Here is a 25,573-nt window from a genome sequence, read left to right on the forward strand (position 1 = left end):
GAGTTTTGCCCGCTTCGTCAATGTCCAAAAGAGCTATGACGGTGTTGAACTGGTCGTCAAGGACTTCAATCTTGATATCCGCAAGGGTGAATTCGTCACCCTGCTAGGCCCTTCGGGCTCTGGAAAGACCACCTGTCTGATGATGATGGCAGGCTTCGAAACCCCCACCCATGGTGAGATTCTACTCAACGACGAGCCAATTAGTGGCTTGCCGCCGCACAAGCGTGGCATTGGCATGGTCTTCCAGAACTATGCGTTATTCCCGCACATGACGGTGGCCGAGAATCTTGCTTTCCCGCTTGAGGTGCGCCATCTCAGCAAAGCGGAGATCAAGGAGAAAGTGGCTAAGGCACTGGCCATGGTACGCCTGGAAGAGTTTGGTGATCGCCGCCCGGCGCAGCTCTCTGGCGGCCAGCAGCAACGGGTGGCATTGGCTCGTGCGCTGGTCTTTGAGCCTGATCTGGTGCTGATGGACGAACCGCTGGGCGCGCTGGACAAGAATCTTCGCGAAGAGATGCAGTACGAGATTAAGCGCATTCACGCCCGTCTTGGGGTAACCATGATTTACGTCACCCACGACCAGACCGAAGCACTGACCATGTCTGACCGGATTGCGGTCTTCAACGATGGCATTGTGCAGCAGTTGGCCTCTCCGGACGAACTCTACGAACGACCGGAAAATGCCTTTGTGGCGTATTTCATCGGCGAGAACAACCGCTTGGTGGGTGACGTTATCGAGCACCTCGGTAGTGACTGCAAGGTGCGCCTGGATAGCGGCGACATGGTGATTGCCAAAGCGGTGGCGTCGGGCGACGTAGGCTCGCGTACGACGCTATCACTGAGACCCGAGCGGGTCAGCATCCTGCCGGATGATACCGACGGCGCGCAGTTCGACAACCAGTTCACTGCTACGGTGCAGGAGGTTATCTACCTTGGCGACCATCTACGCACGCGGGTGTCGGTGTGCGGTAACGAGGACTTTATTTTGAAAACGCCCAATGCCCAAGGGTGTGGGGTGATGCGCCCCGGCCAGCAAATTCAGGTTGGTTGGTCGAGTGCCGATTGCCGCGCGTTGGATGCATGAGCCGGACGGCAGTCAAGTGCGCCGTTTCTCGGTACCTGATGGTGCCGGCGGCGATGACAACAGCAAACGGAGAATCTCTATGAAAATCAGCAATCGCGTTGTTAAGACAAGTATCGCTGCCGTGGGGATGTCGGCACTTGCCGTGGCGGTTAGTGCCCATGCTCAGCAGACGCTGAATATTGTTTCTTGGGGCGGTGCTTACAGCATGAGCCAGCACGAGGCTTACGATAAGCCGTGGATAGAGAAGACGGGTGACGAGATTGTCAATATCGACCGCAGTGGTAACGCTTTGGCCGGTCTGCGTGCTCAATCTCAGGCTGGCAACGTGACCTGGGATTTAGTCGACATGCTCCCCGCCGATGCCATGATCGCTTGTGACGAAGGGCTTATCGAGCCCCTCGACCACGATGAGCTGCTGGCCGACGCCCCGGATGGCACGCCGCCAAGTGAGGACTTCGTCGAGGGGGGCTTGGGGGACTGCTTTGTGGCGTCCATCGTCTATTCCAATATTGTCGCCTTCAATAGCGAGATGTTCCCAGAGGACGCTCAGCCCAGCACCATCGAGGATGTCTTCGACCTGGAGAACTACCCCGGCAAGCGGGCTCTGCTGCGCAAGCCAATTAACAATATGGAATGGGCCTTGATTGCCGATGGTGTCGAGCGTGATGAGGTCTACGCCATGCTTGAGACCGAAGAAGGCGTGCAGCGTGCCTTCGACAAGCTGGATACCATCAAGGATGAAGTCATCTGGTGGGAAGAGGGTGCCCAGCCGCCTCAGCTGTTGGCCGATCAGGAAGTCGCCTTTGCCTCCGCCTACAATGGTCGGATCTTCAATGCCATGGTCACTGAAGACCAACCCTTCGAGATCATTTGGGATGCGCAGGTGTTCGAGCTAGATGGCTGGGTTGTGCCCACCGGCAAGCTCGACAAGGTGAAGGATTATCTCCATTTCGCCACCGATACCCAGCGACTCGCCGATCAGGCTCAGTACATTTCCTATGGCCCGGCACGTCTTTCTTCCTCTGAGCTGGTGTCCACCCATGCCGAAACCGGTATCGATATGACGCCGCACATGCCAACCCACGAACCTAACTTCGCAACGGCACTGCAAAAAGATGACCTGTTTTGGGCTGACTACAACGATGAGCTGACCCAGCGCTTTAACGCCTGGCTATCCCAGTAAGGCGCTGCCGCCGTCCGTCGACAATCGGGCGGCGGCATAACCGATAGCCGATCGTTGCTGATCGCTTTTCTTGCCTGACGGAGAGATCTACGTGTCCGAACCGCTTGCAGCTCCTCTGACAACGGCCGATGGCGTGCCGCTCAAGGTTAGCCTGCGTCGCACCGTACGACGCTCGAAAATCAAGGCGCTGCTGCTGGTTGCGCCGCTACTGGCATTCCTGTTTATCGCCTTTCTGATGCCCTTGTTCGAAATGCTGTGGCGCAGTGTCGATAACCCTGAAGTGTCTACCCATCTATCACGAACCGTTTCAGCGCTGGAAGGCTGGAATGGGGAGTCATTACCCGATGAAGCCGCCTTTGCCGCCTTGGCTGAGGACCTTCGTGTCGGACAGCAGGAACGCAACCTGGGGTTGTTGTCCAGCCGGCTGAACTATGAAAAGTCGGGCATGCGTTCGACCATTAGCCGCACGGCGCGACGTGTTGGTAGGCTGGAACCGCCGTATCGCGAGTCTCTGATCGAGGTCAACGATACCTGGGGAGAACTCGATACCTGGAAGCTGATCCAGCGTGAGGCGTCGCCCTACACCATTTCGTATTATCTGGCAGCGGTCGACCGTCAGTTGAACGCGGACGGCGAGATCGCCAAAGTGCCGGAACATATGCAGATCCACGCCACCCTGTTTTGGCGAACGCTATGGATGAGCGCTGTCATCACGGGCCTGACGCTAGCGCTCGGTTTTCCGGTGGCCTTTCTGCTGGCGAACCTGCCGACGCGTCACTCCAATCTGCTGATGATCCTGGTACTGCTACCGTTCTGGACCTCGCTGCTGGTGCGCACCACTACCTGGATTGCCATCCTGCAGTCGCAGGGGGTGCTCAATGACGTGATGGTAGCCCTCGGCGTGATCGCCGATGAGGCGAGGTGGCAGATGATCCACAACAAGATGGGCACGATCATCGCCATGACGCATATTCTGCTGCCTTTCATGATTCTACCGCTTTACTCGGTGATGAAGACCATTCCACCCAGCTATATGCGCGCCGCGCGCTCGTTGGGCGGCAAGCCGTTTCTCAGTTTTCGTCGAGTCTATTTTCCGCTGACCATCCCAGGCATCGCCGCTGGTGGCATCTTGGTATTCATACTGTCGATTGGCTACTACATCACACCGGCGTTGGTGGGTGGGCAGTCGGGTCGCTTCATCACTAATTACATCGCCTACCATATGCAGACATCGCTCAACTGGGGACTGGCGGCTGCGATTGCCTCCATCCTGCTGTTCGTGGTGATTATCTGTTATTTGGTATTCAATCGTCTGATCGGCGTCGACAAGGTCAAGCTGGGGTAAACGATGGCTATTCCTTCCTACGCCACCCGTGGCGAGCGCATTTGGCATTACATCTTTCTGGCTATCTGCGGCCTGGTGTTCCTATTCCTGATCGGGCCGCTATTGGTGATCATACCGCTGTCATTCAACGCGCAGCCCTACTTCACCTTCAGTAAGGAAATGCTGACTTTCGACCCAGCCGGTTATTCGTTGCGCTGGTATCAGGACTTCTTTACATCGAGTGAGTGGCTCAATGCCATCAAGAACAGCTTTATCATCGGTATTGCGTCCACGCTGCTAGCCACAGTGCTAGGGACGGTGGCGGCGTTAGGGTTGTCGAGTCGGCATATGCCAGCGCGTGGCGCGATCATGGCGCTGTTGATCTCGCCGATGATCGTGCCGTTGATCATCTCAGCGGCGGCGATGTTTTTCTTTTTTTCCAAGGTCAATCTCGCCCAGACCTACGTAGGCGTGATCCTGGCCCACACGGCGCTCGGCATTCCCTTCGTGGTCATCACCGTAACCGCTACGCTATCGAGCTTCGACACCACGCTGATCCGCGCGGCGCATAGCCTCGGCGCTAACCCGACACGGACCTTCTTTAAGGTGGTGCTGCCACTGGTAACACCAGGGGTGGTATCAGGAGCGTTGTTTGCTTTCATTACGTCCTTCGACGAGGTGGTGGTGGTGCTGTTCATTGCCGGGCCCGAGCAACGTACCATGCCGATTCAGATGTGGTCGGGCATTCGCGAGCAGATCAGCCCAACGATTCTCGCTGTGGCGACCCTGCTGGTGCTGCTCTCGATGCTGCTGCTTACCACACTTGAGCTGCTACGCCGTCGCAGTGAGCGTCTGCGGGGGCTCTCTCCCGACTAAGCCCAAGCAGCGTTTTTACCGCGCCGGTTTGATGCGAAAACTAAAGGTCTTTGACCAACCTAAGCGCGTCGTAGATGGCCGCGTGAGTATTGCGGGACTCGACGGCATCACCGATACGGAACAGTTGGAAGCTGCCATCCGGATTGCGCGTTATGCTCTGGGGGGCGCCCACGATTAGGTCATCGTAATTCACCTCGCCGCGGTTGCTGGAGTGCGGCTTTAGCTCAAAATAGAGTTCGGCCATCGGTGTAATGCCGTAGTTGACCACCACTTGGTCGATGCGCCGCTCATACCCCTTATCCTGCTGGCCGTGAACAACATAATCGCTGGTGATTTCGGCGAGCAGTTGGTTGCCGTCGCGCTGCACGGACTTCAGTCGGTAAGTCGGTGTGAATATGACGTTGGCGCGCTGTAGGGAGCGCATGTAGGGCACCAGGTTCATGGCCATGATCTCTGCGGAGAAGGTGCGGTCCGGCGTCATAATCTCAAGCTCTGCTCCCGTGGCGGCAATGATCTCTGCCGCCTGCAAGGCGGCATGGTCGCCTGCATCGTCGAACAGTAATACCCGCTTGCCCGGCGGCACGTGCCCGGAAAGAATGTCCCAGGTGTTGATCACTAAGTCGTGGCCGACGGTGGGTTGGTCTTCCATGGGGTAGCCGCCGGTGGCCACGATCACCACATCAGGTTTTTCGGCGAGCACGTCCTCGGCTTCGGCCCAGACGTTGTAGCGGATCTCGACACCGAGTGCCTCGCAGCGCGACAGACGCCAATCGATGATGCCCAGCATCTCGCGACGTCGCTCACTCTGCGCCGTGAGCCGTATCTGCCCTCCAGCATCGCTGGCAGCTTCTAATATCACCACCGAATGGCCACGCTCGCCGGCAACACGAGCGGCTTCTAATCCCGCTGGACCTGCGCCGATAATGACGACTCGCCGTTGCTGTGCCGCTTTGGAAATGGTGTGGGGCATGCTGGTTTCACGCCCGGTGGCCGCGTTATGGATGCAGTAGGCGGCACCGCCTTGATAGATGCGGTCAAGGCAGTAGTTGGCGCCAACGCAGGGGCGGATCTCTTCCTCTCGCCCCTCTACGATTTTGCGCACGATGTGCGGGTCGGCCATGTGGGCACGGGTCATGCCGATGATGTCGACCTTGCCGGAGGCGATGGCATAACGGGCAGTGGCGACATCCTGGATCTTGGCGCCATGAAAAGTGGGGAAATCGGTCTCACGACGTATTTCTCCGGCAAAATCCAGGTGCGGGGCGCTGGGCATGCCTTGGATGGGAATCACGTCGGTGAGCCCCGCGTCGGTGTCGATGTGGCCGCGAACCACGTTGAGGAAGTCTATCAGGCCGCTACTCTTCAAGCGTCGTGAGATCTCCAGCCCATCACTGGATGTCAGTCCACCCGATAGCATTTCGTCGCCGGTATAGCGAACGCCGACGATGAACGCCTCACCAACTCGCTGGCGAATGGCGCGCAGCACGTCAAAGGTGAAACGCAGTCGGTTATCGAGATCCCCACCATAAGGTTCCTCTAAGGTATTGGTCAGTGGCGACCAAAACTGATCCATCAGGTGGCCGTAGGCCTGCAGCTCGATGCCATCGAGACCGGCAGCGTGCATGCGTTCGGCAGCATCGGCGTAGTCACGGATCAAACGTTCGATATCCCAGTCCTCGACCTGTTTGGGAAAGGCGCGGTGGGATGCCTCGCGGCGATGCGAAGGCGACACTGCTGGCAACCAGTCACCTTTGTCCCAGCGGGTACGTCGGCCCAAGTGAGTCAGTTGGATCATTACCGCGGTACCGTGCTCGTGGCAGGCATCGGTCAGCTCACGCATCCAAGGTACGACTTCATCCTTATAGGCGAGAATATTGTTGAACACCGGCGGGCTGTCTTTTGCTACCGCCGCGGATCCTGCCGTCATGGTCAGGCCAAGACCTGCCTTGGCCCGTTCGACGTGGTAGGCACGGTAGAGTGCTTTGGGCATCCCATCCTCAGGATAAGCGGGCTCATGAGCTGTCATCATAAGCCTGTTTTTTAGGGTCAGGTGTTTGAGTTGGAAGGGCTGCAACAGCGGATCGTTAGCCATGGGTAGCACTCTATTTTGTTGTGTATTTAACAAAGTTAGGTGCCGATGTTCATATCTGTCAATTTAATGTTCATTGGTGTACGTTGGCGGGGCGGTAACTGACATAAACCCGTCGCTTATCGTATCGGCCGACTACTCTTCTATGTACCCATGGCGGGCATGGAAGCGTTGCAGCTCCCTTGCGTCAGGAGACTGGCCGGTGAATATTGCGACATAGGCGGGGATGCGCTGCATGCGTACTTTGATCGGCTCCTGCGTCTTCATCGAGATATAGCCGATCTGGGTTAGGTAGATCGTGCGGCCACGAACGTTGGCCGCCAGTGAATCATAACCGTAGCGCTGGAACATGCGTGTCAGGGCTTCGATACGTGTGGCATCGGCAGTCTCGATTTCACTCACCACCGGCGCCGACTGCAGTGCCCAACTGCGCATGGCGAACTCTAGCGGGGAGTCGAATAAGTTAGGGTCTAACCAGCAGTCGAAGACATTAAGCATCGCCTCGACGATATTCTCGGCATAAGCTTCAGTCTGATGCACTAGTCCCTGGGTGTTCTTTTCACGCCAGCGTGCGATCAGTGCTTCCAGCAGTGACTCACGGTCCTTAAAGAACCAGTAGAAACTGGTCCGAGAAAGCTTTAGGCGCTTGGCCAGGGGCAGAATGCGGACGCTATCGATGCCCGATTCCAGTAGCGTCTCAAACGCTGCATCAAGCCAGACGTCTTGGGAGCCCTTGGTGGCGGACGTATTGGGGGAGGGCATGGGGCTAACCTTTAGGAGTGTTGCGATGCAGTGTACACATGTGTCTTTTATGTGTACACGTGGTTAGCGTTCTCGGCTGAGTTCTGGTGAAGGTGACAATCAATCTCTATGCACGCCGCTAAACAAGTCTGGCCCGCATAAGCGGGCCAGATGGATGGGGAAATTACTCTGCAAACGTCAGCCTTGCGCTAACTGTAACACGGGAGCCTCGTGGCCTAGATTCTCAAGCATGCGGGCGGCGTACCAATTGACAAAGTCGATAACACCGAACTCATAGGTTTCGGAATAAGGCCCAGGCTGATAAGCCTTTGAGTTGATGCCGCGCTGGTTCTCTTCGGCGAGCTGGCGATCCTGGTCGTTGGTGGCATCCCATACTCGGCGAAGCTGCTCGGGATCGTAGTCGACGCCTTCTACGGCATCCTTGTGAACCAGCCATTTGGTGGTTACCACGGTTTGCTGCGGACCAATTGGCAATACGCGAAATACCACCGCGTGATCGCCCATGAAATGGTTCCATGAGTTGGGCAGGTGAAGGATACGCAGTGAGCCCATATCGGGGCTTGATAAACGTCCCATCAGTTTCTTGCTGCCGGGCTTACCATCCATTGTCATGGAGACAATGCCATCCAGCAGTGGCGTACGCGTCAGGCGGTTGCGTTTACCAAGCCGCTTTAACTGGTAGGGCACCTGCTCGGCATCCCAATCTGCTTGTTTACGTGCCACCAGCGCTTTATAAGCGGGTGTTGCGCGGGGGTCGTCGGTATCATCAAACTCCTGCAACGAATTAAGCAGTTCAGGGTGGGCGCCGTTACAGTGGTAGCACTCGCGGTTGTTTTCGATCACGAGTTTCCAGTTGGCTTGCTCGACGATGCTGGATTCGGTGGCAACCTTGACGTTGTCCATCTGGTACGGCTCGAGATAGTGCTCAAGCGTTGTCAGAAAATCGTCAATGGCAGGTGGTTCATCGCTCAGGTTGATAAAGATGAAGCCGCCAGCTGTTTGGACGTTGACCGGCTTGAGGCCAAACTGGTTGAGGTCGAAGTCAGTGCCCATGTCGCTACCGGCAAACAGCAATCGGCCATCAAGCTCGTAAGTCCACTGATGATACGGGCAGACGAGTTTTGCTACCTTGCCCTTATCTTTAACGCACAGACGCGAACCGCGATGGCGGCACACATTGTGAAACGCATGAATAACGCCTTCACTACCGCGCACAATAACAATGGGGTTGTCGCCAATATCCAAGGTGATGAAGTTACCCTTGGTGGGGATCTCGCATGTCATGCCTGCGAACAACCACTCTTTTTCGAAAATCTCTTGCATATCAAGAGCAAACAGTCGGGCATCGTTATAAAACGGTTGCGGAAGAGAAAAGGTACGCGCCCTTTCCTGCAGCATATGGGCCGTTGACTCACGAGCCGCAGTGAGTGGGTCGTCCATCATATTAGAAACACTTTTTTCCATACCAGTATCCTCGTAAACCTCCGCTTTCCCCTCAAGGGCTGCGTGGCGGCCGTTAGTCAAGATTGTTTATCTTGTTGTTCTGTTGCGTAACCTGGCGTTTTATTCGAATGGGGCCTGATGTCAGTGTCTGATTGTGTTGCAGGCTAACCCCTACCAGTTATCTGCCCGCGACATCAGGTGGCGTAACGGCGACTAAAGAAGAGCTTTCTAAGCAATAAAGAGTGGCACGAGGTAAGTGCGCGTCGTTGTCAGGTAAGTCGGCTAAGAGGAGCGTCCCCAAAATGCACATCAACGGTGCTGGGCTATAGCGAATATGGTTCGGTAATGCATAGCGATGAAGGCTGGTCAGGCAGAGGCGATAATGACAACTAATTTCTTTAACCCGGTCACGACCCAAACCTGGACTAACGGCCGCCACCAGGTACGTTGCGTTAAGGTGATCCAAGAAACCCAAGATGTACGCACGTTCTGTTTTATGGCGGAGCAACCCGTACTGTTCTTCTTCAAGCCTGGCCAGTTTGTGACCCTTGAGCTTGAGATCGATAATCAGCCGATCATGCGCTCCTATACAATCTCAAGCTCACCCTCTATTCCTTACAGCTTTTCGATCACTGTTAAGCAGGTGCCGGGAGGCAAGGTTTCCAATTGGCTGCATGCCAATTTAAAAATAGGCGACGAGCTGGTGGTGCATGGGCCAGTCGGTAACTTTAACTCGATCGACTTTCCCGCCGAGAAAGTGTTGTTCCTCTCTGGCGGTGTTGGCATTACCCCTTTAATGTCCATGACACGTTGGCTTTTTGATACTAATGCCGCTGTGGATGTTGAATTTATACATAGTGCTCGAGCTCCCCGCGATGTCATTTATCATCGTGAATTGGTGCATATGTTTTCGCGTATCCCCGAATTCAAACTGCATATTATCTGTGAGAGTAAAGAGGATATTGGTGAGGCATGGGCTGGCTACCGGGGGTATCTCACCGAGCCGCTGTTTGAATTAATGGTGCCGGACTTTATGGAGAGGGAGATCTTTTGTTGCGGCCCGACTCCCTACATGAACGCCATCAAGCGTATTTTGCAGCACCATAACTTTGATATGAGCCATTATCACGAAGAGTCGTTTGGCGCCACGCCTGTCGACGTTCGTGATGATGTGCGTGAGCTGGCCGAGCAAGCAGAAGTCGATGCTGAAAATGTTGATAGCAATGACTTGCACTGCATTGAGTTCGCATCGACCGGCAAAAGTGTGCGCATTCAGCCTGGCGAAACAGTGCATGCAGCCGCGGCGAAGTTGGGTCTGCATATCCCCAAAGCATGTGGTATGGGGATATGCGGTACTTGCCGTGTAGAGCTCAAGTCGGGGGAGGTAGATATGGAGCATAACGGGGGCATTACGGATGAGGATGTCGCAGAAGGATACATTCTATCTTGCTGCAGTCGTCCTAAAGGGGACCTCGTCGTCGATTTTTAACGCAGTCATTTTTTAATACTTCAGTAAAGCGCCCTTTATGGCTTTTGCCGTTTAGGGCGCTTTTTTATGGGTAATCAATGACGATCTATCTGCGCAGCCTGGCTAATTGATGTCGATGTCGCAAATGCATCGAGTGGTGACGTCAACAAGTATCTTGGGCTAGGAAACCAACGATAGTATCGCGGTAAGAAAACGTTGATAGGAACCTTGGTTGATAGAAACTCTGGTTGATAGAAAGCTTGGTTTGTCAGCGTTAAAGAGAACGTCCAGCACTTAATAAAAAAGTCACTCATCAGGAGGCGATAATGCTTCAAAGTAATTTTTCCCCAAAAGCACGTTTGGCCAGTTACGACAGTTTGCTTGCAGAAGCAATTGCTGAAGAAACGGTACGCCAAGAAGCGCATATTGAGCTGATCGCCTCCGAAAATTACACCAGTCAACTTGTCATGGAAGCGCAGGGTACCCAACTGACTAACAAGTATGCGGAAGGCTATCCAGGCCGTCGCTACTACGGTGGTTGTGAATTCGTCGACAAGGTTGAGGCCTTAGCCATTGAACGTGCCTGCAACTTATTTAGTGCCAATTATGCCAATGTGCAGCCGCATTCCGGTGCTCAGGCAAATGCCGCTGTGTTTATGGCGCTGGTCAAACCTGGCGATACTATTCTAGGTATGAGCCTTGCCCACGGCGGCCATTTAACCCACGGCGCCGCCCCGAACTTCTCGGGCAAACACTACAACGCTGTTCAGTACGGCCTCAAGCCGGAAACCGGTGAGATCGATTACGAAGAAGTTGAGCGTTTGGCCCGTGAGCATCAGCCGAAAATGATCATTGCCGGTTTCTCTGCCTACTCTCGCGTGGTGGATTGGCGTCGTTTCCGCACTATCGCTGATGAAGTGGGTGCTTACTTAATGGTCGACATGGCCCACGTTGCAGGTTTAGTGGCAGCTAACCTTTATCCGAGCCCGCTGCCTCATGCCCACGTCGTCACCACGACTACCCACAAAACGCTGCGTGGCCCCCGCGGTGGTCTGATTCTGTCTGCGGATGGCGACGAGGCGCTCTACAAAAAGCTTAATGGTGCGGTCTTCCCAGGCCAACAAGGTGGCCCATTGATGCATGTTATCGCGGCGAAAGCGGTGGCGTTCAAGGAAGCCATGAGCCAGGAGTTTGTGCGTTACCAGCAGCAGGTGATTGACAACGCCCAAGCCATGGCCAACGTATTCATGGAGCGCGGCTATGATGTCGTGTCGGGTGGTACCGAAGATCATCTTTTCTTAGTCTCGCTTATCCAGCAGGGCGTCACGGGTAAGGATGCGGATGCCGCATTGGGCCGCGCGCATATCACCGTTAATAAGAACACGGTGCCCAACGACCCGCAGAGCCCCTTCGTGACATCGGGTCTACGTATTGGTACCCCCGCGGTCACCACGCGTGGCTTCAATGCCCAAGAGTGTGGCGAACTAGCTGGCTGGAGTTGCGACATCCTAGACGTATTAGCTGCTGGGAGTGATACCGCTGCCATCGAGGCCGAGGTGCTGGCTAAAGTGAGTGACGTGTGTGCCCGGCACCCTGTCTATGCTGAAGCTGTCGCTGAAGCCGTCGAATCTATTGCTTGAATCGGCTTGCCGGCAAGGCCCGGCGCGGCTGAACTAAGGAGACCACTATGCAACGCTATTCCGGCTTTGGCCTGGTCAAGCACGCGCTGAGCCACCATGAAAACTGGGAGCGCCAATGGCGCAATCCCACGCCTAAAAAGCAGTACGATGTGATCATCGTCGGTGGTGGTGGCCACGGTTTGGCCACGGCTTACTACTTGGCCAAAGAATTCGGTGTCAAGAATGTCGCGGTGATCGAGAAGGGCTGGTTGGGCGGTGGTAATACCGCCCGTAATACGACTATCGTGCGTTCGAACTACTTATGGGACGAATCGGCTGCCCTTTACGAACATGCCATGAAGCTGTGGGAAGGGCTTTCCCAAGACCTTAACTACAACGTCATGTTCTCCCAGCGAGGGGTGCTCAACCTGGGGCATACCCTGCAAGATATGCGCGATATCCAGCGCCGGGTTAACGCGAATCGCCTAAACGGCATTGATGGCGAAGTGCTGGACACCAGGGGTGTGCAGGCGCTGGTGCCAATCATGGATTGTTCCAAGAATGCTCGCTATCCAGTGATGGGCGCTTCCTGGCAGCCGCGTGCTGGGGTAGCGCGGCATGATGCTGTGGCCTGGGGCTATGCGCGCGGTGCTGATGCTCACGGGGTGGACATCCTCCAGCAGACCGAAGTTACCGGCTTCAAAATCCGTGACGGTAGGATCTACGGTGTGCACACCAACCGTGGCGATATCGAAGCCAAGACAGTGGGCTGTGTGACCGCCGGTAATTCTGGTGTGTTGGCCAATATGGGCGGCTTTCAGTTGCCTTTGGAATCTCACCCGCTACAAGCCCTGGTCTCCGAGCCGATCAAACCGATTCTCGATACCGTGGTGATGTCTAATCACGTACATGGCTATATCAGTCAGTCTGATAAAGGCGACCTAGTCATCGGCGCTGGCATTGACGGCTATAACGGCTATGGTCAGCGCGGTAGCTATCCTACCGTGGAACACACCCTTCAGGCGATCGTCGAGATGTTCCCGATCTTCTCTAGGGTGCGTATGAATCGTCAGTGGGGCGGTATTGTCGATACCTGTCCGGATGCCTGTCCGATTATCTCTAAAACACCGGTGAAGGGGTTGTTCTTCAACTGTGGTTGGGGCACGGGTGGCTTCAAAGCTACTCCAGGATCGGGTCACGTGTTCGCTGCCAGCTTGGCTAAGGGTGAGATGCACCCCATTGCTGAGCCGTTCTCCATGTTCCGCTTCCATAGCGGTGCGCTGATTGATGAGCACGGCGCCGCCGGCGTGGCCCACTAGGGTTCATACGAGAGGAGTATTCGTCATGTTTTATATCTATTGCCCCTACTGCGGCGAGCACCGTGAGGAAGAGGAGTTTCACCCCAAGGGCCAGGCGCATATTGAGCGACCCAAAGAGCCCGAGGCGTGTAGCGATGAAGAGTGGGGGAACTACCTTTTCTTCCGCAACAACCCCAGAGGGGTGCATCACGAAATGTGGGTGCATGCGGTAGGTTGCCGCAAGTTCTTCAACGTGACGCGTCATACGGTGAGCTACGAGATTCTCGAGACCTACAAAATGGGCGAGCAGCCGACGATAACTGCCGACAGCCAAAAGCAGCCTCGCGAGGCGGCAGCGGTAAGCCATCAGGAAGGAGTGCGGGCATGAGTCAGTCTAAGCAACAAGTGTTCCGCCTAAAGGCAGGCGGCCGAATCGATCGCTCTCGCACGTTGAGCTTTACCTTTAACGGTCAGCGTTACCAAGGGCATCCTGGAGATACCCTGGCTTCGGCGCTGCTGGCTAACGGTGTGGATATCGTTAACCGCAGCTTTAAGTATTCCCGCCCCAGAGGCATCGTCGCCGCAGGCGCTGAAGAACCCAATGGCATTGTTCAATTAGGCAGTACCGAAGCGGCACAGGTGCCCAATGTTCGCGCTACCCAGCAAGCACTGTTTGATGGATTAGCCGCCTGTAGCACCAACGGTTGGCCTAATGTACAGCGCGACTTGATGGGCTTGATAGGCAAGTTAGGTGGGCAATTTATGCCGCCGGGCTTCTACTACAAGACGTTTATGGCACCAGCGTCGATGTGGCTGACCTACGAAAAGTACATTCGCAAAGCGGCAGGTCTGGGCCGTAGCCCTATGGAAGCCGATCCAGACAGCTATGACCACCTTCATCAACACTGCGATGTGCTGGTCGTTGGCGCTGGCGCGGCTGGCTTGTCTGCAGCATTGGCTGCTGCCCGTGGCGGTGCGCGGGTGATCGTTGCCGATGAGCAAGAAGAGATGGGCGGCTCACTGTTGGGTAGCCGCGAAACTCTGGATGGCAAGTCGGCAGACCAGTGGGTTGCTCGAGTGCTTGAAGAGCTAGCCGGATGTGACAACGTCACACTGCTGCCACGCACCACGGCTAACGGTTATCACGATCACAATTTTGTGACACTGTACGAGCGGCGTACTGAGCATCTGGGCGAAACGGCGCCTGTCGTCAATGGCCGCCGCCCGGTACGCTCCCGCATGCATCGAGTTCGCGCTGGTCAGGTGATCTTAGCCACAGGCGCTCACGAGCGGCCATTGGTGTATGCGGGAAATGACGTTCCAGGCAACCTACTGGCAAGCGCTGTTTCTACCTACATTCGACGCTATGGTGTCGTGCCAGGTCGCCAACTGGTGCTCTCTACCAGCAACGATGATGGCTATCGCGCCGCCTTAGACTGGAAGGAAGCAGGCTGCGAGGTGGTGGCGGTTGTTGATGCCCGCGAAGCACCTGCAGGGGATTGGGTCGATGCCGCCCGCGCCCAAGGTATCAAGATCATCACCGGCAGTGCCGTTATCGAGGCGAAAGGCAGCAATCGAGTCACTGCCGCACGGGTGGCCAAGATCGATATTGGCGCTTACCGAGTCAGCGGCCCAGTCCAGGAATTGGCCTGCGACACTATTGCTAGCTCAGGTGGCTATAGTCCGGTCATCCACTTGGCTTCCCATACCGGCGCGCGGCCTACTTGGCGTGACGATATCCTCGGCTTTGTACCAGGGCTAGTGAAGGGCGTTCATGCCTGCGGTGGCGCTAATGGCACCTATGCGTTGGGAGACGTACTTGCTGAGGGGGTTGAGGCTGGTATTAAAGCAGCGGCAGCCACAGGCCACGCGGCTCGCCAGCCACAGGCCACGCGGCTCAGCCGGTTAACCTGCCTAGCGTTGAACGTCTCCAGCAGGGGCCTGCGGTGGCACTTTTCCAGGTTCCCCATGAGAAACCCACGCTGCGCGGGCCGAAGCAATTCGTTGACCTGCAGAACGACGTCACTGCGGCGGGCATCGAACTGGCTACCCGGGAGGGCTTTGAGTCTATCGAGCATATTAAGCGCTATACCGCGATGGGTTTCGGTACCGACCAAGGCAAGTTGGGCAATATTAACGGTATGGCCATTGCAGCTCGCTGCCTGAATCGCTCCATCCCCGAGGTGGGCACCACGGTATTTCGGCCAAATTATACGCCGGTGACCTTTGGCGCCATTGTGGGTCGCCACTGCCGTGATCTGTTCGATCCCGAGCGCTATACCGCTCTTCATCAGTGGCACGTTGAGCGCGGCGCCGAGTTTGAGGATGTCGGTCAGTGGAAGCGTCCCTGGTACTACCCACAGAAGGTGAATGGCAAGACCGAGACCATGCACGAAGCGGTCGCCCGGGAATGTTTAGCGGTGCGCGAGAAAGTGGGTATTCTCGATGCTTCGACGCTTGGCAAGATCGACATTCAAGGGCCGGATGCACGTGAATTCCTGGCGCGTGTCTATACCAACAAGTGGGAGAAGTTGGCAGTTGGTAAGTGCCGTTATGGCTTGATGTGCAAAGATGATGGCATGGTCACCGATGACGGTGTGACTAGCTGTCTTGCTGAAAATCACTTTTTGATGACCACCACCACCGGTGGTGCAGCAGCGATATTGGAATGGTTGGAGTTATGGCATCAGACCGAGTGGCCAGAACTGGATGTCTACTTCTCTTCAGTGACTGACCACTGGGCCACCATGACGATCACTGGCCCCGAAGCACGCAAACTGCTGGCTGAGATGACGGATATCGATCTCGACCGCGATAGCTTTAAGTTTATGGAGTGGCGTGCTGGAAAAGTGGCCGGGGTGCCTGCGCGTGTTTATCGGATCTCCTTTACCGGTGAGTTGACCTTTGAGATTAACGTTCAAGCCAACTACGCCATGCACGTGTGGCAGACCCTGTTCAAGCATGGCGAAAAGTATGGCTTGACGCCCTACGGCACAGAGACCATGCACGTCCTGCGTGCTGAAAAAGGCTTTATTATCGTTGGCCAGGAAACCGACGGCTCGGTAACGCCGGAAGACCTGGGCATGCAGTGGTGCGTAGGTTACGACAAGCCTTTCTCATGGATTGGTAAGCGAGCCCTGACGCGAACGGATACCAAGCGCGAAAACCGCAAGCAGCTAGTGGGGCTCAAACCGAAGGACCCTACGGTGGTGCTGGAAGAGGGCGCCCAGATTGTGTTTGATCCCAAGCATGCGATCCCAATGCCGATGGCAGGGCATGTGACCTCAAGCTACTACAGCCCAATTCTGGACTCTGGATTTGCCTTAGCGGTGGTTAAGGGCGGCCTCAAGAAAATGGGCGAAACCGTCTATCTGCCCATGGCAGACGGCCAAGTTCACGAAGCCGAAATTGTCAGCACCATTTTTTATGATCCCAAGGGAGAGCGCCAAAATGTCTAATGCGGCCACTTTCGATACCCGTACTGATACCGCTATCCCGGTAGAGTCTCCGTTAGCCTTTAGCTACCGTCATAGCGGCGCTCCTCGTGCTGGTAGTTCAAGTCGGGTTCAGCTACGCGAGCGGGCAATGCTTGGGCATCTGATCTTACGAGGCGGTGCTATCGTTCTCGATGAGGCGGTGCGCGATGTGCTGGGGATTAGTCTGCCTGGCAAGCCCCAGGCGCTAGTGCAGGATGCCAGCGGCGAGCGGTCCATTCAGTGGCTTTCCCCTGACGAGTGGCTGGTGATTGTGCCTAGCGGTGAGGAATTCCCGCTAGAGACGCAGCTGCGGGAGCGTTTGGGGGATTCCCATTACGCCATCAGCGATGTCAGCGGTGGGCAGACGGTGTTAGAGATTACCGGAGAGGCGGCCCGCGAGCTGTTGATGAAAGCGGTGATCTACGACGTTCATCCCCGCCATTTTCCCGTGGGCAAAGGTGTTACTACCGTTTTCGCCAAGGCCACGACCATCCTTCGTCGGCCCAGTGAGGAGCGTTGGGAGTTAGTCGTGCGGCGCAGTTTTGCCGACTACTGCTACCGCTGGCTACTGGATGCAGCAGCAGAGTATGGCGTGAACGTAGAACAATAAGCAGGCAGGCCGAAACGCTGTTTCGGCCGCTATCTTCTGCCGCTAACAGAGATACATGCATTATGAGCCGAATGAGTGATACCTGGATACTTGCCGCCCAATGCCCAAGCCGTTTGGGAACGGTGGACGTCGTCACGCGCTTTTTAAAAGAGCAGCAGTGCTATATCACTGAGCTTAACTCTTTCGATGACCGGCTTGGCGGACGCTTTTTCATTCGTGCCGAGTTTCGTCCAGAGCGAGACGACTTCCATGAAGAGCGCTTCCACGCCGATTTTACAGCGCGGGCAGGCGAATTCGATATGCAGTTTGAGCTGACGGCGCCGGGCAAACGCACAGGCGCCGTGATTATGGTCTCCAAGGCCGATCACTGCTTGAATGATCTGCTCTACCGTTATCGGACGGGCCAGCTTCCGCTGGATATCAAAGCGGTGATTTCCAACCATCCTGATCTGGAGCCGTTGGCAGCATGGCACGATTTGCCCTATCACTACCTGCCGATCACGCCCGAGACGAAATTGCAGCAGGAAGCGCAGATACGCGAAATCATCGCGGATACTGACGCTGAGCTGGTGGTGCTGGCAAGGTATATGCAGGTACTCTCCCCCTCAATGTGTGAACTATTAGCCGGGCGCGCTATCAATATTCATCACTCGCTACTGCCCGGTTTTAAAGGCGCTAAGCCTTATCATCAGGCGTACGAAAAAGGCGTCAAGCTAGTGGGGGCAACGGCACATTATATTAATAATGACCTTGATGAAGGGCCAATTATTGCTCAAGGGGTCGAGCCAGTGGATCACACCCACTACCCAGAGGATCTGGTTGCCAAGGGAAGGGATATCGAGTGCCTGACGCTGGCTAGAGCGATTAGCTATCACTTGGAACGTCGTGTGTTCTTTTATTCTGGGCGTACAGTGGTGTTTGGTAACTAAGGTTTTTTGCTTATAGCTATTAACGATAAATACACACAGTTATAGCGCGCTTTTATAACGGGGCTACTGTCAGCACCAAGCGTTTTTTAGTTCGCTAGGTAGCCCTTAGTTATGTATAAGCATGCTAATGCGTGCTTAAGAATTTCGGTTTATAAAAATAAAAACTTATCCATAAAAGATAGTTTCGTTTTATTTTTCATCACATCAATAACTTATTAAAACTTTCAGGCGCCGCCTGAGTTTCCCCTGTTTATACGTCAAGAGGTGCTCCAATGCCTATCAGTGTTTTCGACCTTTTTAAGATTGGAGTAGGCCCCTCCAGTTCCCATACCGTAGGGCCCATGCAGGCCGCTTTTAAGTATGTTACATCACTACGCGAAGCCGACCTTCTTGATGAAGTGGCCCGTCTAGACGTTCATCTTTATGGCTCACTGTCAGCGACGGGTATAGGGCACGCAACGGATCACGCGATTATTATGGGGCTAATGGGTGAGCGCCCCGACACGATTGATCCTTTGATTATTGGGCCATCTATTGCGTCGCTTAAAGAGAGTCAGTTATTAGAACTTGGACGCCAAAAAAAAATTGCTTTTGATTGGAATCGCGATATTTATTTCCATGAAGAGAGTTTGCCTCATCATCCTAATGCCATGCGGCTTGCTGCCTTTACACATCAAGGTGAGTTGCTGCATGAAAATATCTACTACTCGGTAGGGGGCGGTTTTGTTGTTGAACAAGCCCAGGTGGATATGCCGTTAGAGGACTTTGATGGGGCAACTATTCCCTACAACTTCGATACAGCTGAAGAACTGCTAGCATTATGTAAAAAAGAGCAGCTGAGTATTAGCCGCTTAATGCTAGAGAATGAGAAAGTATGGCGGACGGAAGACGAGGTCAGAAATGAGCTATGGCGAATCTGGCAAGTCATGTGTGAATGCATTGACAACGGGTTAGCCCATGAAGGGATATTGCCGGGTGGGTTAAACGTGAAGCGCAGAGCTAAGCTATTGCATCAGCGGCTTTTAGCCGCTGAGCAGAATGATTGCCTAATCGCATCGACATTTTCAGCAATGGAGTGGGTCAATATTTTTGCCCTCGCGGTTAATGAAGAGAATGCCGCAGGAGGGCGCATGGTAACGGCGCCCACTAACGGCGCTGCAGGCATTATTCCCGCCGTTCTGCACTACTATATGAAATTTCAGCCCAACGCCTGCGAGAAAAACGTCGTGGATTTTCTGCTAGCGGCAGGTGCCATTGGCATTCTCTGTAAGAAGAACGCGTCGATATCAGGGGCAGAGGTGGGCTGCCAGGGGGAAGTGGGCTCGGCGTGCGCCATGGCGGCAGCTGGCTTAGCGGATGTGATGGGAGGAACGCCCGAGCAAGTAGAGCATGCGGCCGAAATCGGCCTGGAACACAATTTAGGATTAACCTGCGACCCGGTGGGAGGGCTGGTTCAGGTGCCGTGTATCGAGCGCAACGCTATTGCCACCGTAAAAGCCATTAATGCAGCGCAAATGGCATTGCACGGTGATGGTACTCACTTTATATCGTTGGATAAGGTCATTCGCACTATGCGCGACACGGGGAGGGATATGCTTGATAAATATAAGGAAACATCCAAAGGTGGACTGGCCGTCAATGCTATTGAATGCTGATCGCTAATGTATTCGGCAGGGTAGTTAAATTATCAGTCGTTTGGGTGCGCTTCATTGTCGGCATGCCTAACACCGATGACTCCCAAGAAGATTTACTTGATGGCGTTGGTGTTGCGGCGTCAGGACCAATGGCAGAGATGATGCGAGCCCCGGCTATTACGGTATTCAGCTTCTGAAACGTTAGTGCCATGCTGGCAGTATGAAGCCGCTACTTTTTAGTAGCGGCTTTTCTATGTTGGAGTGTTGCAGCATGAGCTTTTCCAACAATACTTGAGAAATTATTGATACTCATACCATTAGTAGGGTGTACTTACGGTTATCCACTTTTCGAGTGGTTGCTCCATGGAAATGTGACTGGCTCTAACGCTGGCAGCGTTGTTTTGCACGGCATGACCATGTTCCCTGGAGGTTTACTTGTCTCAAGATTACCAACCACTCGGTATGCCATAAAGCTATGAAATACACAGATTCCTCTATTACGCGTAAGTTAAAATTTCATCAGCTAATGGTCTTTGAGCAGGTCGTTTTAAGCGGCTCAATGCTACGAGCTTCCCAGGTGCTCAATCTGACACAGCCAGCCGTTAGCAAAGTGATACATGATTTAGAAGTGTATTTTGACAGCCCGCTTCTCGTCAGGGGAAACCGAGGGGTAGTTCCCACTGAGCTAGGTGAGCTTGTTTTGAAACGTGCAAAGCTGCTGATGGCAGAGCTGCGTAGTCTGACAGACGAAGTGAATGCTTTTCAGGAGGGAACTAGCGGTCATGTCGTCGTCGGCACGTTGATTTCGGCTTCAGTTTCCTTACTTCCAAAAGCAATTCAGTTGCTTAAGCAAAGAGCACCCAACGTCATGGTATCTTTGCGTGTCGGCCAGATGGATCAACTGTTTCCGGCAGTGGAAGTGGGCGACGTTGACTTAGTGGTTGGACGTGTCCCTGATGATTGGCGTTGGCGAGATGAGGCTAATAGCCTTACGGTGGACACTCTCTACAGTGAAGAGTTATGCATAGTCGCTGGCTCGAAACATCCCCTACACGAAAGCCAATCGCTGACCCTTGAGAAGTTACATTCTTTTCCATGGGTTCTGCCTACTCGAGAGTCATTACTAAGACGTACTGCCGATAAGCTTTTTGCTGAAGAGGGTTTGTCTGTTCCCAGCAATGTGGTGGAGTCTTTATCCATTCTGACGAATTTAACCTTGATGCAAGATCAAGAAACCGTTGCGTTGATGCCTTACGAGGCGGCTTCGCCTTTCGCAGAGGCGGGGCTACTCAAGGTTTTTAAGCTTGGAAAGTCGCTGGCTTTTGGCGATATCGGTTGCTTTTCCGCTTCTGGTCGAGAGTTAGGCCCTGCTGCAAAACTGTTTCGTGAGTGCCTCAAGGAAGCGTGACTTCAGTGAATTTCTGCGCTCAGAGTTCTATGGCTATGAGTTTACAACGCTTATATAACCAGATGCCCTTTTGGATTAGCGGTTTGATGGGGGCTGGGCGCTGGTAATGCCAGGTATTCCTTTTTTAAATATCTAATGGGTTTTTATTGATTATGAAATGATATCTGCTCTGCCTACACTCTTTCCGAAATGAATTAAAACAACGTTTCGGAGACAACCGTGTCGACCACAGCTCCCCAGCTTCTCAATTATGTCGGCGGTGAATTTCTTGCCACCGAACAGACTTTCCCCAATATCTCACCCATTGATGGCCGTTTGCTGAGTCAGGTCTGTGAAGCCGACGAAGCCTTAGTGGGGCGCGCCGTTAGTGCCGCCAAAGCCGCCCAAACCGGCCCTTGGGGCCGCACCAGTGCCAGTGAACGAGCCGATGTGCTGATGCGCATCGCCGCGGGTATCGAGAGCCGTTTTGATGAATTTGTGGCCGCTGAAGTGGCCGACACCGGTCGTCCGGTAGAGCAGGCCCGTCGTCTGGATATCGCGCGTGGTGTGCACAACTTCCGTACCTTTGCTGAGCTTATCCGCCAGTCTGGCGGCGACTACTTCGAGATGCGTGCTCCCGACGGCAGCGATGTTTTCAGCTACTCGGTGCGTAAACCCCACGGTGTGGTTGCGATTATCTCCCCCTGGAACCTACCAATGCTGTTGCTCACCTGGAAGGTGGCACCCGCACTGGCTTGCGGTAACTCGGTAGTGGTTAAGCCCTCTGAAGAGTCTCCCTCCACAGCTACTCTGTTGGCCGAAGTGATTCATGACGCGGGGCTGCCTGAAGGCGTATTCAACCTGGTCCACGGCTTCGGTCCAGGCTCTGCCGGTGAGTTTTTGACCAAACATCCCGACGTAGACGCTATCACCTTTACCGGTGAATCTCGCACCGGCAGTGAAATCATGAAGGTGGCCGCCGAGGGTGTTCGTGACGTTTCCTTCGAATTGGGCGGCAAGAATGCCGCCGTGGTCTTCGCTGACTGCGACTTTGAGGCGGCGGTGGCTGGCGTGGCCCGCTCCAGTTTCACCAATGCCGGTCAGGTGTGCCTCTGCTCCGAGCGAGTCTATGTAGAGCGTCCTATTTTTGAGCGTTTCGTGGCCGCTCTCAAGGAGAAAGCCGAAGGGCTCAAAATCGGCTATCCGGACGAGCCCGGTGTTGATATGGGTTCAATGATCTCTCGCCAGCATCGCGAGAAGGTACTCAGCTACTTTGAATTAGCTCGGGAAGAGGGCGCCACAGTGGTGACTGGCGGCGAAGTGCCAACGTTTGGCGATGCTCGCGATCAGGGGGCTTATGTACGACCAACTATCTGGACCGGCCTGTCAGACGATGCTCGTTGTGTCCAGGAGGAGGTCTTTGGCCCTGTCTGCCATATCGCCCCCTTCGACCGTGAGGATGAGGTGATCGAGCGGGTTAACAATACCGTTTATGGCCTGGCAACAGCCCTCTGGACCCAGGATCTGGGCCGTGCCCACCGAGTTTCCCGTCAGTTCCATGTGGGCATGGTGTGGATCAATACCTGGTTCCTGCGCGACTTGCGCACGCCCTTCGGAGGAGCGCGGCTTTCTGGCCTTGGCCGCGAGGGTGGCCGCCATTCCCTCGATTTTTATTCCGAACTGACCACCATCTGCGTTAACCCGTGAGCGAGGAGATTGCTATGCATACTGCCCTGATCGAGGCCGCAGAGTGCCTCAGCCAAGCCCAGGCGACGGGACAACCCTGTAAGCCGGTGCGTGAGCTGATTGCCCGTGCCCAGGTGGAGGAGAACGCCGCTGACCCGGTGGCCTTAGCCTATACCGTCCAGCAGCACAACACTCGCCTAGCCCGGAAGCAGGGGCGTCGCCAAGTGGGCTTCAAGGTAGGGCTTACTTCCCGCTCCGTTCAGCAGCAGTTAGGGGTGAATCAGCCTGATTTCGGAGTGCTTTTCGCCGATATGGCGGTGGGGGACGGTCAGCCTATCGCAGTGGATGCCGTGCTTCAGCCCAAAGTGGAAGCGGAGATCGCTCTGGTGCTGGCGCATGACTTGGATCACGAGCGCCATACCTTAGCGGATCTGATTCGGGCTACCGCCTTCGTTTTACCTGCCATTGAAGTGGTGGGGAGTCGCATTGCTAACTGGGATATCCGCCTTGAGGACACCATCGCCGACAACGCCTCATCGGGCTGTTTTGTACTCGGCAGCCGTCCAGTGACGCTGGAAGCCCTCGACTTAGTGCGTTGCGGTATGAAGATGACCTTGCGCGGTGAGCCAGTGTCAGTGGGTGCGGGTGCTGCCTGTCTCGACAATCCCTTGAATGCCGCCGTATGGCTGGCCGATACCATGGCCCGCTTTGGGGAGCCGTTGCGCGCTGGTGACATCCTGCTTACCGGTGCTCTCGGCCCCATGGTGCCCGCAGCTGCAGGCGATATCTTTCACGCCGAAATACAAGGCCTGGGTGGTGTGACCGCTGCTTTCGCCAAGCCACAATGAGAGAAAAGATCATGAGCAAAAAAGTCAAAGTGGCCATCATTGGCTCCGGCAATATCGGCACCGATCTGATGATTAAAATTCTGCGGCACGGCCAGTATCTTGAAATGGGAGCCATGGTGGGAATTGATCCGGCCTCGGACGGTTTGGCGCGCGCCCAGCGCTTCGGCGTCCCTACGACTGCCGAGGGAATTGATGGTCTGCTGGCTATGGAGAATGTTGACGACATCAAAATCGTCTTTGACGCCACTTCTGCTGGCGCCCATAAGCGTCACAACGAGATGCTACAAGATCGCGGCATCAACGTCATCGACCTGACTCCGGCAGCCATTGGTCCCTATGTGATTCCGTCGATCAATATGGATGAGCATCTGGACGCCCCGAATATCAATATGGTTACGTGTGGCGGCCAAGCCACCATCCCCATGGCGCCCAAGCCACCATCCCCATGGTAGCAGCAGTTGCCCAGGTTGCTAGGGTGCACTATGGCGAGATAGTCGCCTCTATTTCCAGTAAGTCTGCTGGCCCGGGTACCCGCGCCAAGACCGGATTTGAACCGATGACCTTCGGGTTATGAGCTGGATTGATTTGATTTTCTTAGCGCTGCTTTATTTGTTGTTAATTTGTCTAAATAGCCTGCTATATAAGGGTTTCCGTCGGTTTTTGAAATGCTGTCTAGGTAATTTAAGGTCAATCTAGCACGCTAAAGAGTGTCACAAAATAAAATGTAAAATTTACAGCATAAATGACCGTTAGGCTGCTGCTGAGGTCGGCAGCGGGTTAGCCGGACTCTGAAACCGGCGAGACTGGCATCATAGGTTTTGTCAGAACGGATTGTTTGGTATGCCAGTTCCCGTGAGATGGCGCTGGGCGGATGTTCCAATTGTCGGGCGATGGTTCGGATTTAGTAGTGAACCCGCATCTGCATGATGGCGGCTCGGTCTTCAGTAGAGAGGTCGCAATAGCAATGAGTCGTGGCAAAACCATACCGGAGGGTCAGATATTGCATTTGGTCATTGAGACCGCCAACCCAAGTGCGAATAGTCAACGGCATCTTATTGGTGATACGGCTACAGTGGAAGCAGCTTGAAGCATTCGATTGATGAGTTTATTATATCTGAACTGATATAAATTTATGGCAGTTAAGGAGCCAGCGTGGCGCGCAAGAAACCTGTTGCATTCGTTGGAGACTCGAAGGATCGGCTGCGCGACTTCTCTCTGGACGCCAAGCGAGAAGCGGGGTTTCAGATAGACAAGATTCAGGCTGGAGGCCAGCCGGACGATTTCCGCCCAATGCCAAGCGTTGGCCCTGGTGTCATGGAAATCCGCATTCGGGAACACAACGGCGCCTTTCGGGTCTTCTACGTGGCCAACCGGGGCGACGCGGTATTTGTGCTCCACTGCTTCCAGAAGAAAACCCAGCAGACCGCCAAAAAAGACATCGACTTGGGCAAGCAGCGATACAAGGAGCTGCCCTGAGCCCAACCACCAAGCGAGGTTAGAAAATGGCCATCGAGTATTACGACAGTGTGTGGGACGCCATCGAGGACACTCCTGAAGAGGCGCTGAACATGCGGCTGCGCTCCGAGCTCATGGCGAGGATTGCTGGCCGTGTAAGGGAGTGGGATATTACTCAGAAAGAGGCTGCACATCGGCTGGGAATCACCCAACCCCGCCTCAACGACTTGCTGAACGGCCAGATTAATAAGTTCAGTCTCGATGCTTTGGTCAACCTGACGGGGCCAGCTAACTTCCATCTCGAACTGGAGATTGAAGACGAGAAGGAAGTAGCCGCCTGAGAGTGACCAGATAAACTGGGTTCAGCTAGACAAGTGAAGAAATTCTTGGCCTCAGTTCACT

Annotated in this window: 22 protein-coding genes and 1 pseudogene; 20 read left to right on the forward strand and 3 right to left on the reverse strand. The window is 54.7% G+C overall.

Annotation, left to right across the window (positions count from 1 at the left end; all coding sequences use genetic code 11):
- The 4 genes from INT22_RS18740 to INT22_RS18755 all read left to right on the forward strand — a co-directional run.
- A partial coding sequence (locus INT22_RS18740; protein ID WP_193068750.1) for an ABC transporter ATP-binding protein occupies positions 1 to 1,084 on the forward strand: 1,084 nt, incomplete at its 5' end.
- Between the two features lie 79 nt (positions 1,085 to 1,163).
- A complete protein-coding gene (locus INT22_RS18745; protein WP_193061709.1) occupies positions 1,164 to 2,267 on the forward strand; it encodes an extracellular solute-binding protein in 1,104 nt (367 codons plus the stop codon).
- 91 nt (positions 2,268 to 2,358) lie between these two features.
- Complete coding sequence (locus INT22_RS18750) at positions 2,359 to 3,612, forward strand: ABC transporter permease (protein WP_232471383.1); 1,254 nt, start codon at positions 2,359 to 2,361, stop codon at positions 3,610 to 3,612.
- Positions 3,613 to 3,615: 3 nt separating this feature from the next.
- Positions 3,616 to 4,467 carry an ABC transporter permease gene (locus INT22_RS18755; protein WP_089039316.1) on the forward strand — a complete coding sequence of 284 codons (852 nt, stop codon included), beginning with the start codon at positions 3,616 to 3,618 and terminating at the stop codon, positions 4,465 to 4,467.
- Between the two features lie 40 nt (positions 4,468 to 4,507).
- On the opposite strand, the gene INT22_RS18760 is transcribed toward INT22_RS18755, so the two are convergent.
- The 3 genes from INT22_RS18760 to INT22_RS18770 form a co-directional block, all read right to left on the reverse strand.
- Positions 4,508 to 6,559 carry an oxidoreductase gene (locus tag INT22_RS18760; protein ID WP_193061708.1) on the reverse strand — a complete coding sequence of 684 codons (2,052 nt, stop codon included), beginning with the start codon at positions 6,557 to 6,559 and terminating at the stop codon, positions 4,508 to 4,510.
- A gap of 132 nt (positions 6,560 to 6,691) precedes the next feature.
- A complete protein-coding gene (locus INT22_RS18765; RefSeq protein WP_193061707.1) occupies positions 6,692 to 7,318 on the reverse strand; it encodes a TetR/AcrR family transcriptional regulator in 627 nt (208 codons plus the stop codon).
- Positions 7,319 to 7,495: 177 nt separating this feature from the next.
- Positions 7,496 to 8,782 carry an aromatic ring-hydroxylating oxygenase subunit alpha gene (locus INT22_RS18770; RefSeq protein WP_193061706.1) on the reverse strand — a complete coding sequence of 429 codons (1,287 nt, stop codon included), beginning with the start codon at positions 8,780 to 8,782 and terminating at the stop codon, positions 7,496 to 7,498.
- Positions 8,783 to 9,143: 361 nt separating this feature from the next.
- Between INT22_RS18770 and INT22_RS18775 the strand changes: the two genes are divergently transcribed.
- From INT22_RS18775 to INT22_RS18845, 16 genes and pseudogenes are all read left to right on the forward strand, one after another.
- Positions 9,144 to 10,250, forward strand: coding sequence for an FAD-binding oxidoreductase (locus INT22_RS18775; RefSeq protein ID WP_193061705.1), 1,107 nt, complete (start codon positions 9,144 to 9,146; stop codon positions 10,248 to 10,250).
- A gap of 305 nt (positions 10,251 to 10,555) precedes the next feature.
- Positions 10,556 to 11,869 (forward strand): serine hydroxymethyltransferase, encoded by a 1,314-nt coding sequence (glyA, locus tag INT22_RS18780; protein WP_193061704.1) that lies wholly within the window; start codon positions 10,556 to 10,558, stop codon positions 11,867 to 11,869.
- A 47-nt stretch (positions 11,870 to 11,916) separates the two neighbouring features.
- A complete protein-coding gene (locus INT22_RS18785) occupies positions 11,917 to 13,167 on the forward strand; it encodes a sarcosine oxidase subunit beta family protein (RefSeq protein WP_193061703.1) in 1,251 nt (416 codons plus the stop codon).
- Positions 13,168 to 13,192: 25 nt separating this feature from the next.
- Positions 13,193 to 13,534, forward strand: a complete 342-nt coding sequence (locus INT22_RS18790; RefSeq protein WP_038480866.1) for a sarcosine oxidase subunit delta — start codon at positions 13,193 to 13,195, stop codon at positions 13,532 to 13,534.
- Positions 13,531 to 16,604, forward strand: a pseudogene (locus INT22_RS22195) (sarcosine oxidase subunit alpha family protein). The gene INT22_RS18790 and the pseudogene INT22_RS22195 overlap by 4 nt, the downstream one beginning before the upstream one ends.
- Positions 16,597 to 17,232 carry a sarcosine oxidase subunit gamma gene (locus INT22_RS18800; RefSeq protein WP_193061701.1) on the forward strand — a complete coding sequence of 212 codons (636 nt, stop codon included), beginning with the start codon at positions 16,597 to 16,599 and terminating at the stop codon, positions 17,230 to 17,232. The pseudogene INT22_RS22195 and the gene INT22_RS18800 overlap by 8 nt, the downstream one beginning before the upstream one ends.
- A gap of 62 nt (positions 17,233 to 17,294) precedes the next feature.
- Complete coding sequence (gene purU, locus INT22_RS18805) at positions 17,295 to 18,161, forward strand: formyltetrahydrofolate deformylase (RefSeq protein WP_089039309.1); 867 nt, start codon at positions 17,295 to 17,297, stop codon at positions 18,159 to 18,161.
- 272 nt (positions 18,162 to 18,433) lie between these two features.
- Positions 18,434 to 19,816, forward strand: a complete 1,383-nt coding sequence (locus INT22_RS18810) for an L-serine ammonia-lyase (protein WP_193061700.1) — start codon at positions 18,434 to 18,436, stop codon at positions 19,814 to 19,816.
- Positions 19,810 to 19,992, forward strand: a complete 183-nt coding sequence (locus tag INT22_RS18815; RefSeq protein ID WP_193068751.1) for a hypothetical protein — start codon at positions 19,810 to 19,812, stop codon at positions 19,990 to 19,992. Before INT22_RS18810 ends, INT22_RS18815 begins: the two co-directional genes overlap by 7 nt.
- Before the next feature lie 278 nt (positions 19,993 to 20,270).
- Positions 20,271 to 21,203, forward strand: coding sequence for a LysR family transcriptional regulator (locus INT22_RS18820; RefSeq protein WP_193061699.1), 933 nt, complete (start codon positions 20,271 to 20,273; stop codon positions 21,201 to 21,203).
- 219 nt (positions 21,204 to 21,422) lie between these two features.
- Positions 21,423 to 22,889 carry a 2-hydroxymuconic semialdehyde dehydrogenase gene (locus INT22_RS18825; RefSeq protein WP_193061698.1) on the forward strand — a complete coding sequence of 489 codons (1,467 nt, stop codon included), beginning with the start codon at positions 21,423 to 21,425 and terminating at the stop codon, positions 22,887 to 22,889.
- A gap of 14 nt (positions 22,890 to 22,903) precedes the next feature.
- On the forward strand, positions 22,904 to 23,716 hold the full coding sequence (locus INT22_RS18830; protein ID WP_226912910.1) for a 2-keto-4-pentenoate hydratase: 813 nt from the start codon (positions 22,904 to 22,906) through the stop codon (positions 23,714 to 23,716).
- A gap of 11 nt (positions 23,717 to 23,727) precedes the next feature.
- Positions 23,728 to 24,168, forward strand: a complete 441-nt coding sequence (locus INT22_RS18835) for a Gfo/Idh/MocA family oxidoreductase (protein WP_446718964.1) — start codon at positions 23,728 to 23,730, stop codon at positions 24,166 to 24,168.
- Positions 24,162 to 24,290 carry a hypothetical protein gene (locus INT22_RS22200; RefSeq protein WP_446718965.1) on the forward strand — a complete coding sequence of 43 codons (129 nt, stop codon included), beginning with the start codon at positions 24,162 to 24,164 and terminating at the stop codon, positions 24,288 to 24,290. The genes INT22_RS18835 and INT22_RS22200 overlap by 7 nt, the downstream gene beginning before the upstream one ends.
- A gap of 578 nt (positions 24,291 to 24,868) precedes the next feature.
- Positions 24,869 to 25,192, forward strand: coding sequence for a type II toxin-antitoxin system RelE/ParE family toxin (locus tag INT22_RS18840; protein ID WP_035565904.1), 324 nt, complete (start codon positions 24,869 to 24,871; stop codon positions 25,190 to 25,192).
- A gap of 26 nt (positions 25,193 to 25,218) precedes the next feature.
- Positions 25,219 to 25,512 carry a helix-turn-helix domain-containing protein gene (locus INT22_RS18845; RefSeq protein WP_039860777.1) on the forward strand — a complete coding sequence of 98 codons (294 nt, stop codon included), beginning with the start codon at positions 25,219 to 25,221 and terminating at the stop codon, positions 25,510 to 25,512.
- Positions 25,513 to 25,573: the final 61 nt, after the last annotated feature.

The organism is Halomonas sp. 3D7M, assembly GCF_014897885.1.
Taxonomy (GTDB): domain Bacteria; phylum Pseudomonadota; class Gammaproteobacteria; order Pseudomonadales; family Halomonadaceae; genus Vreelandella.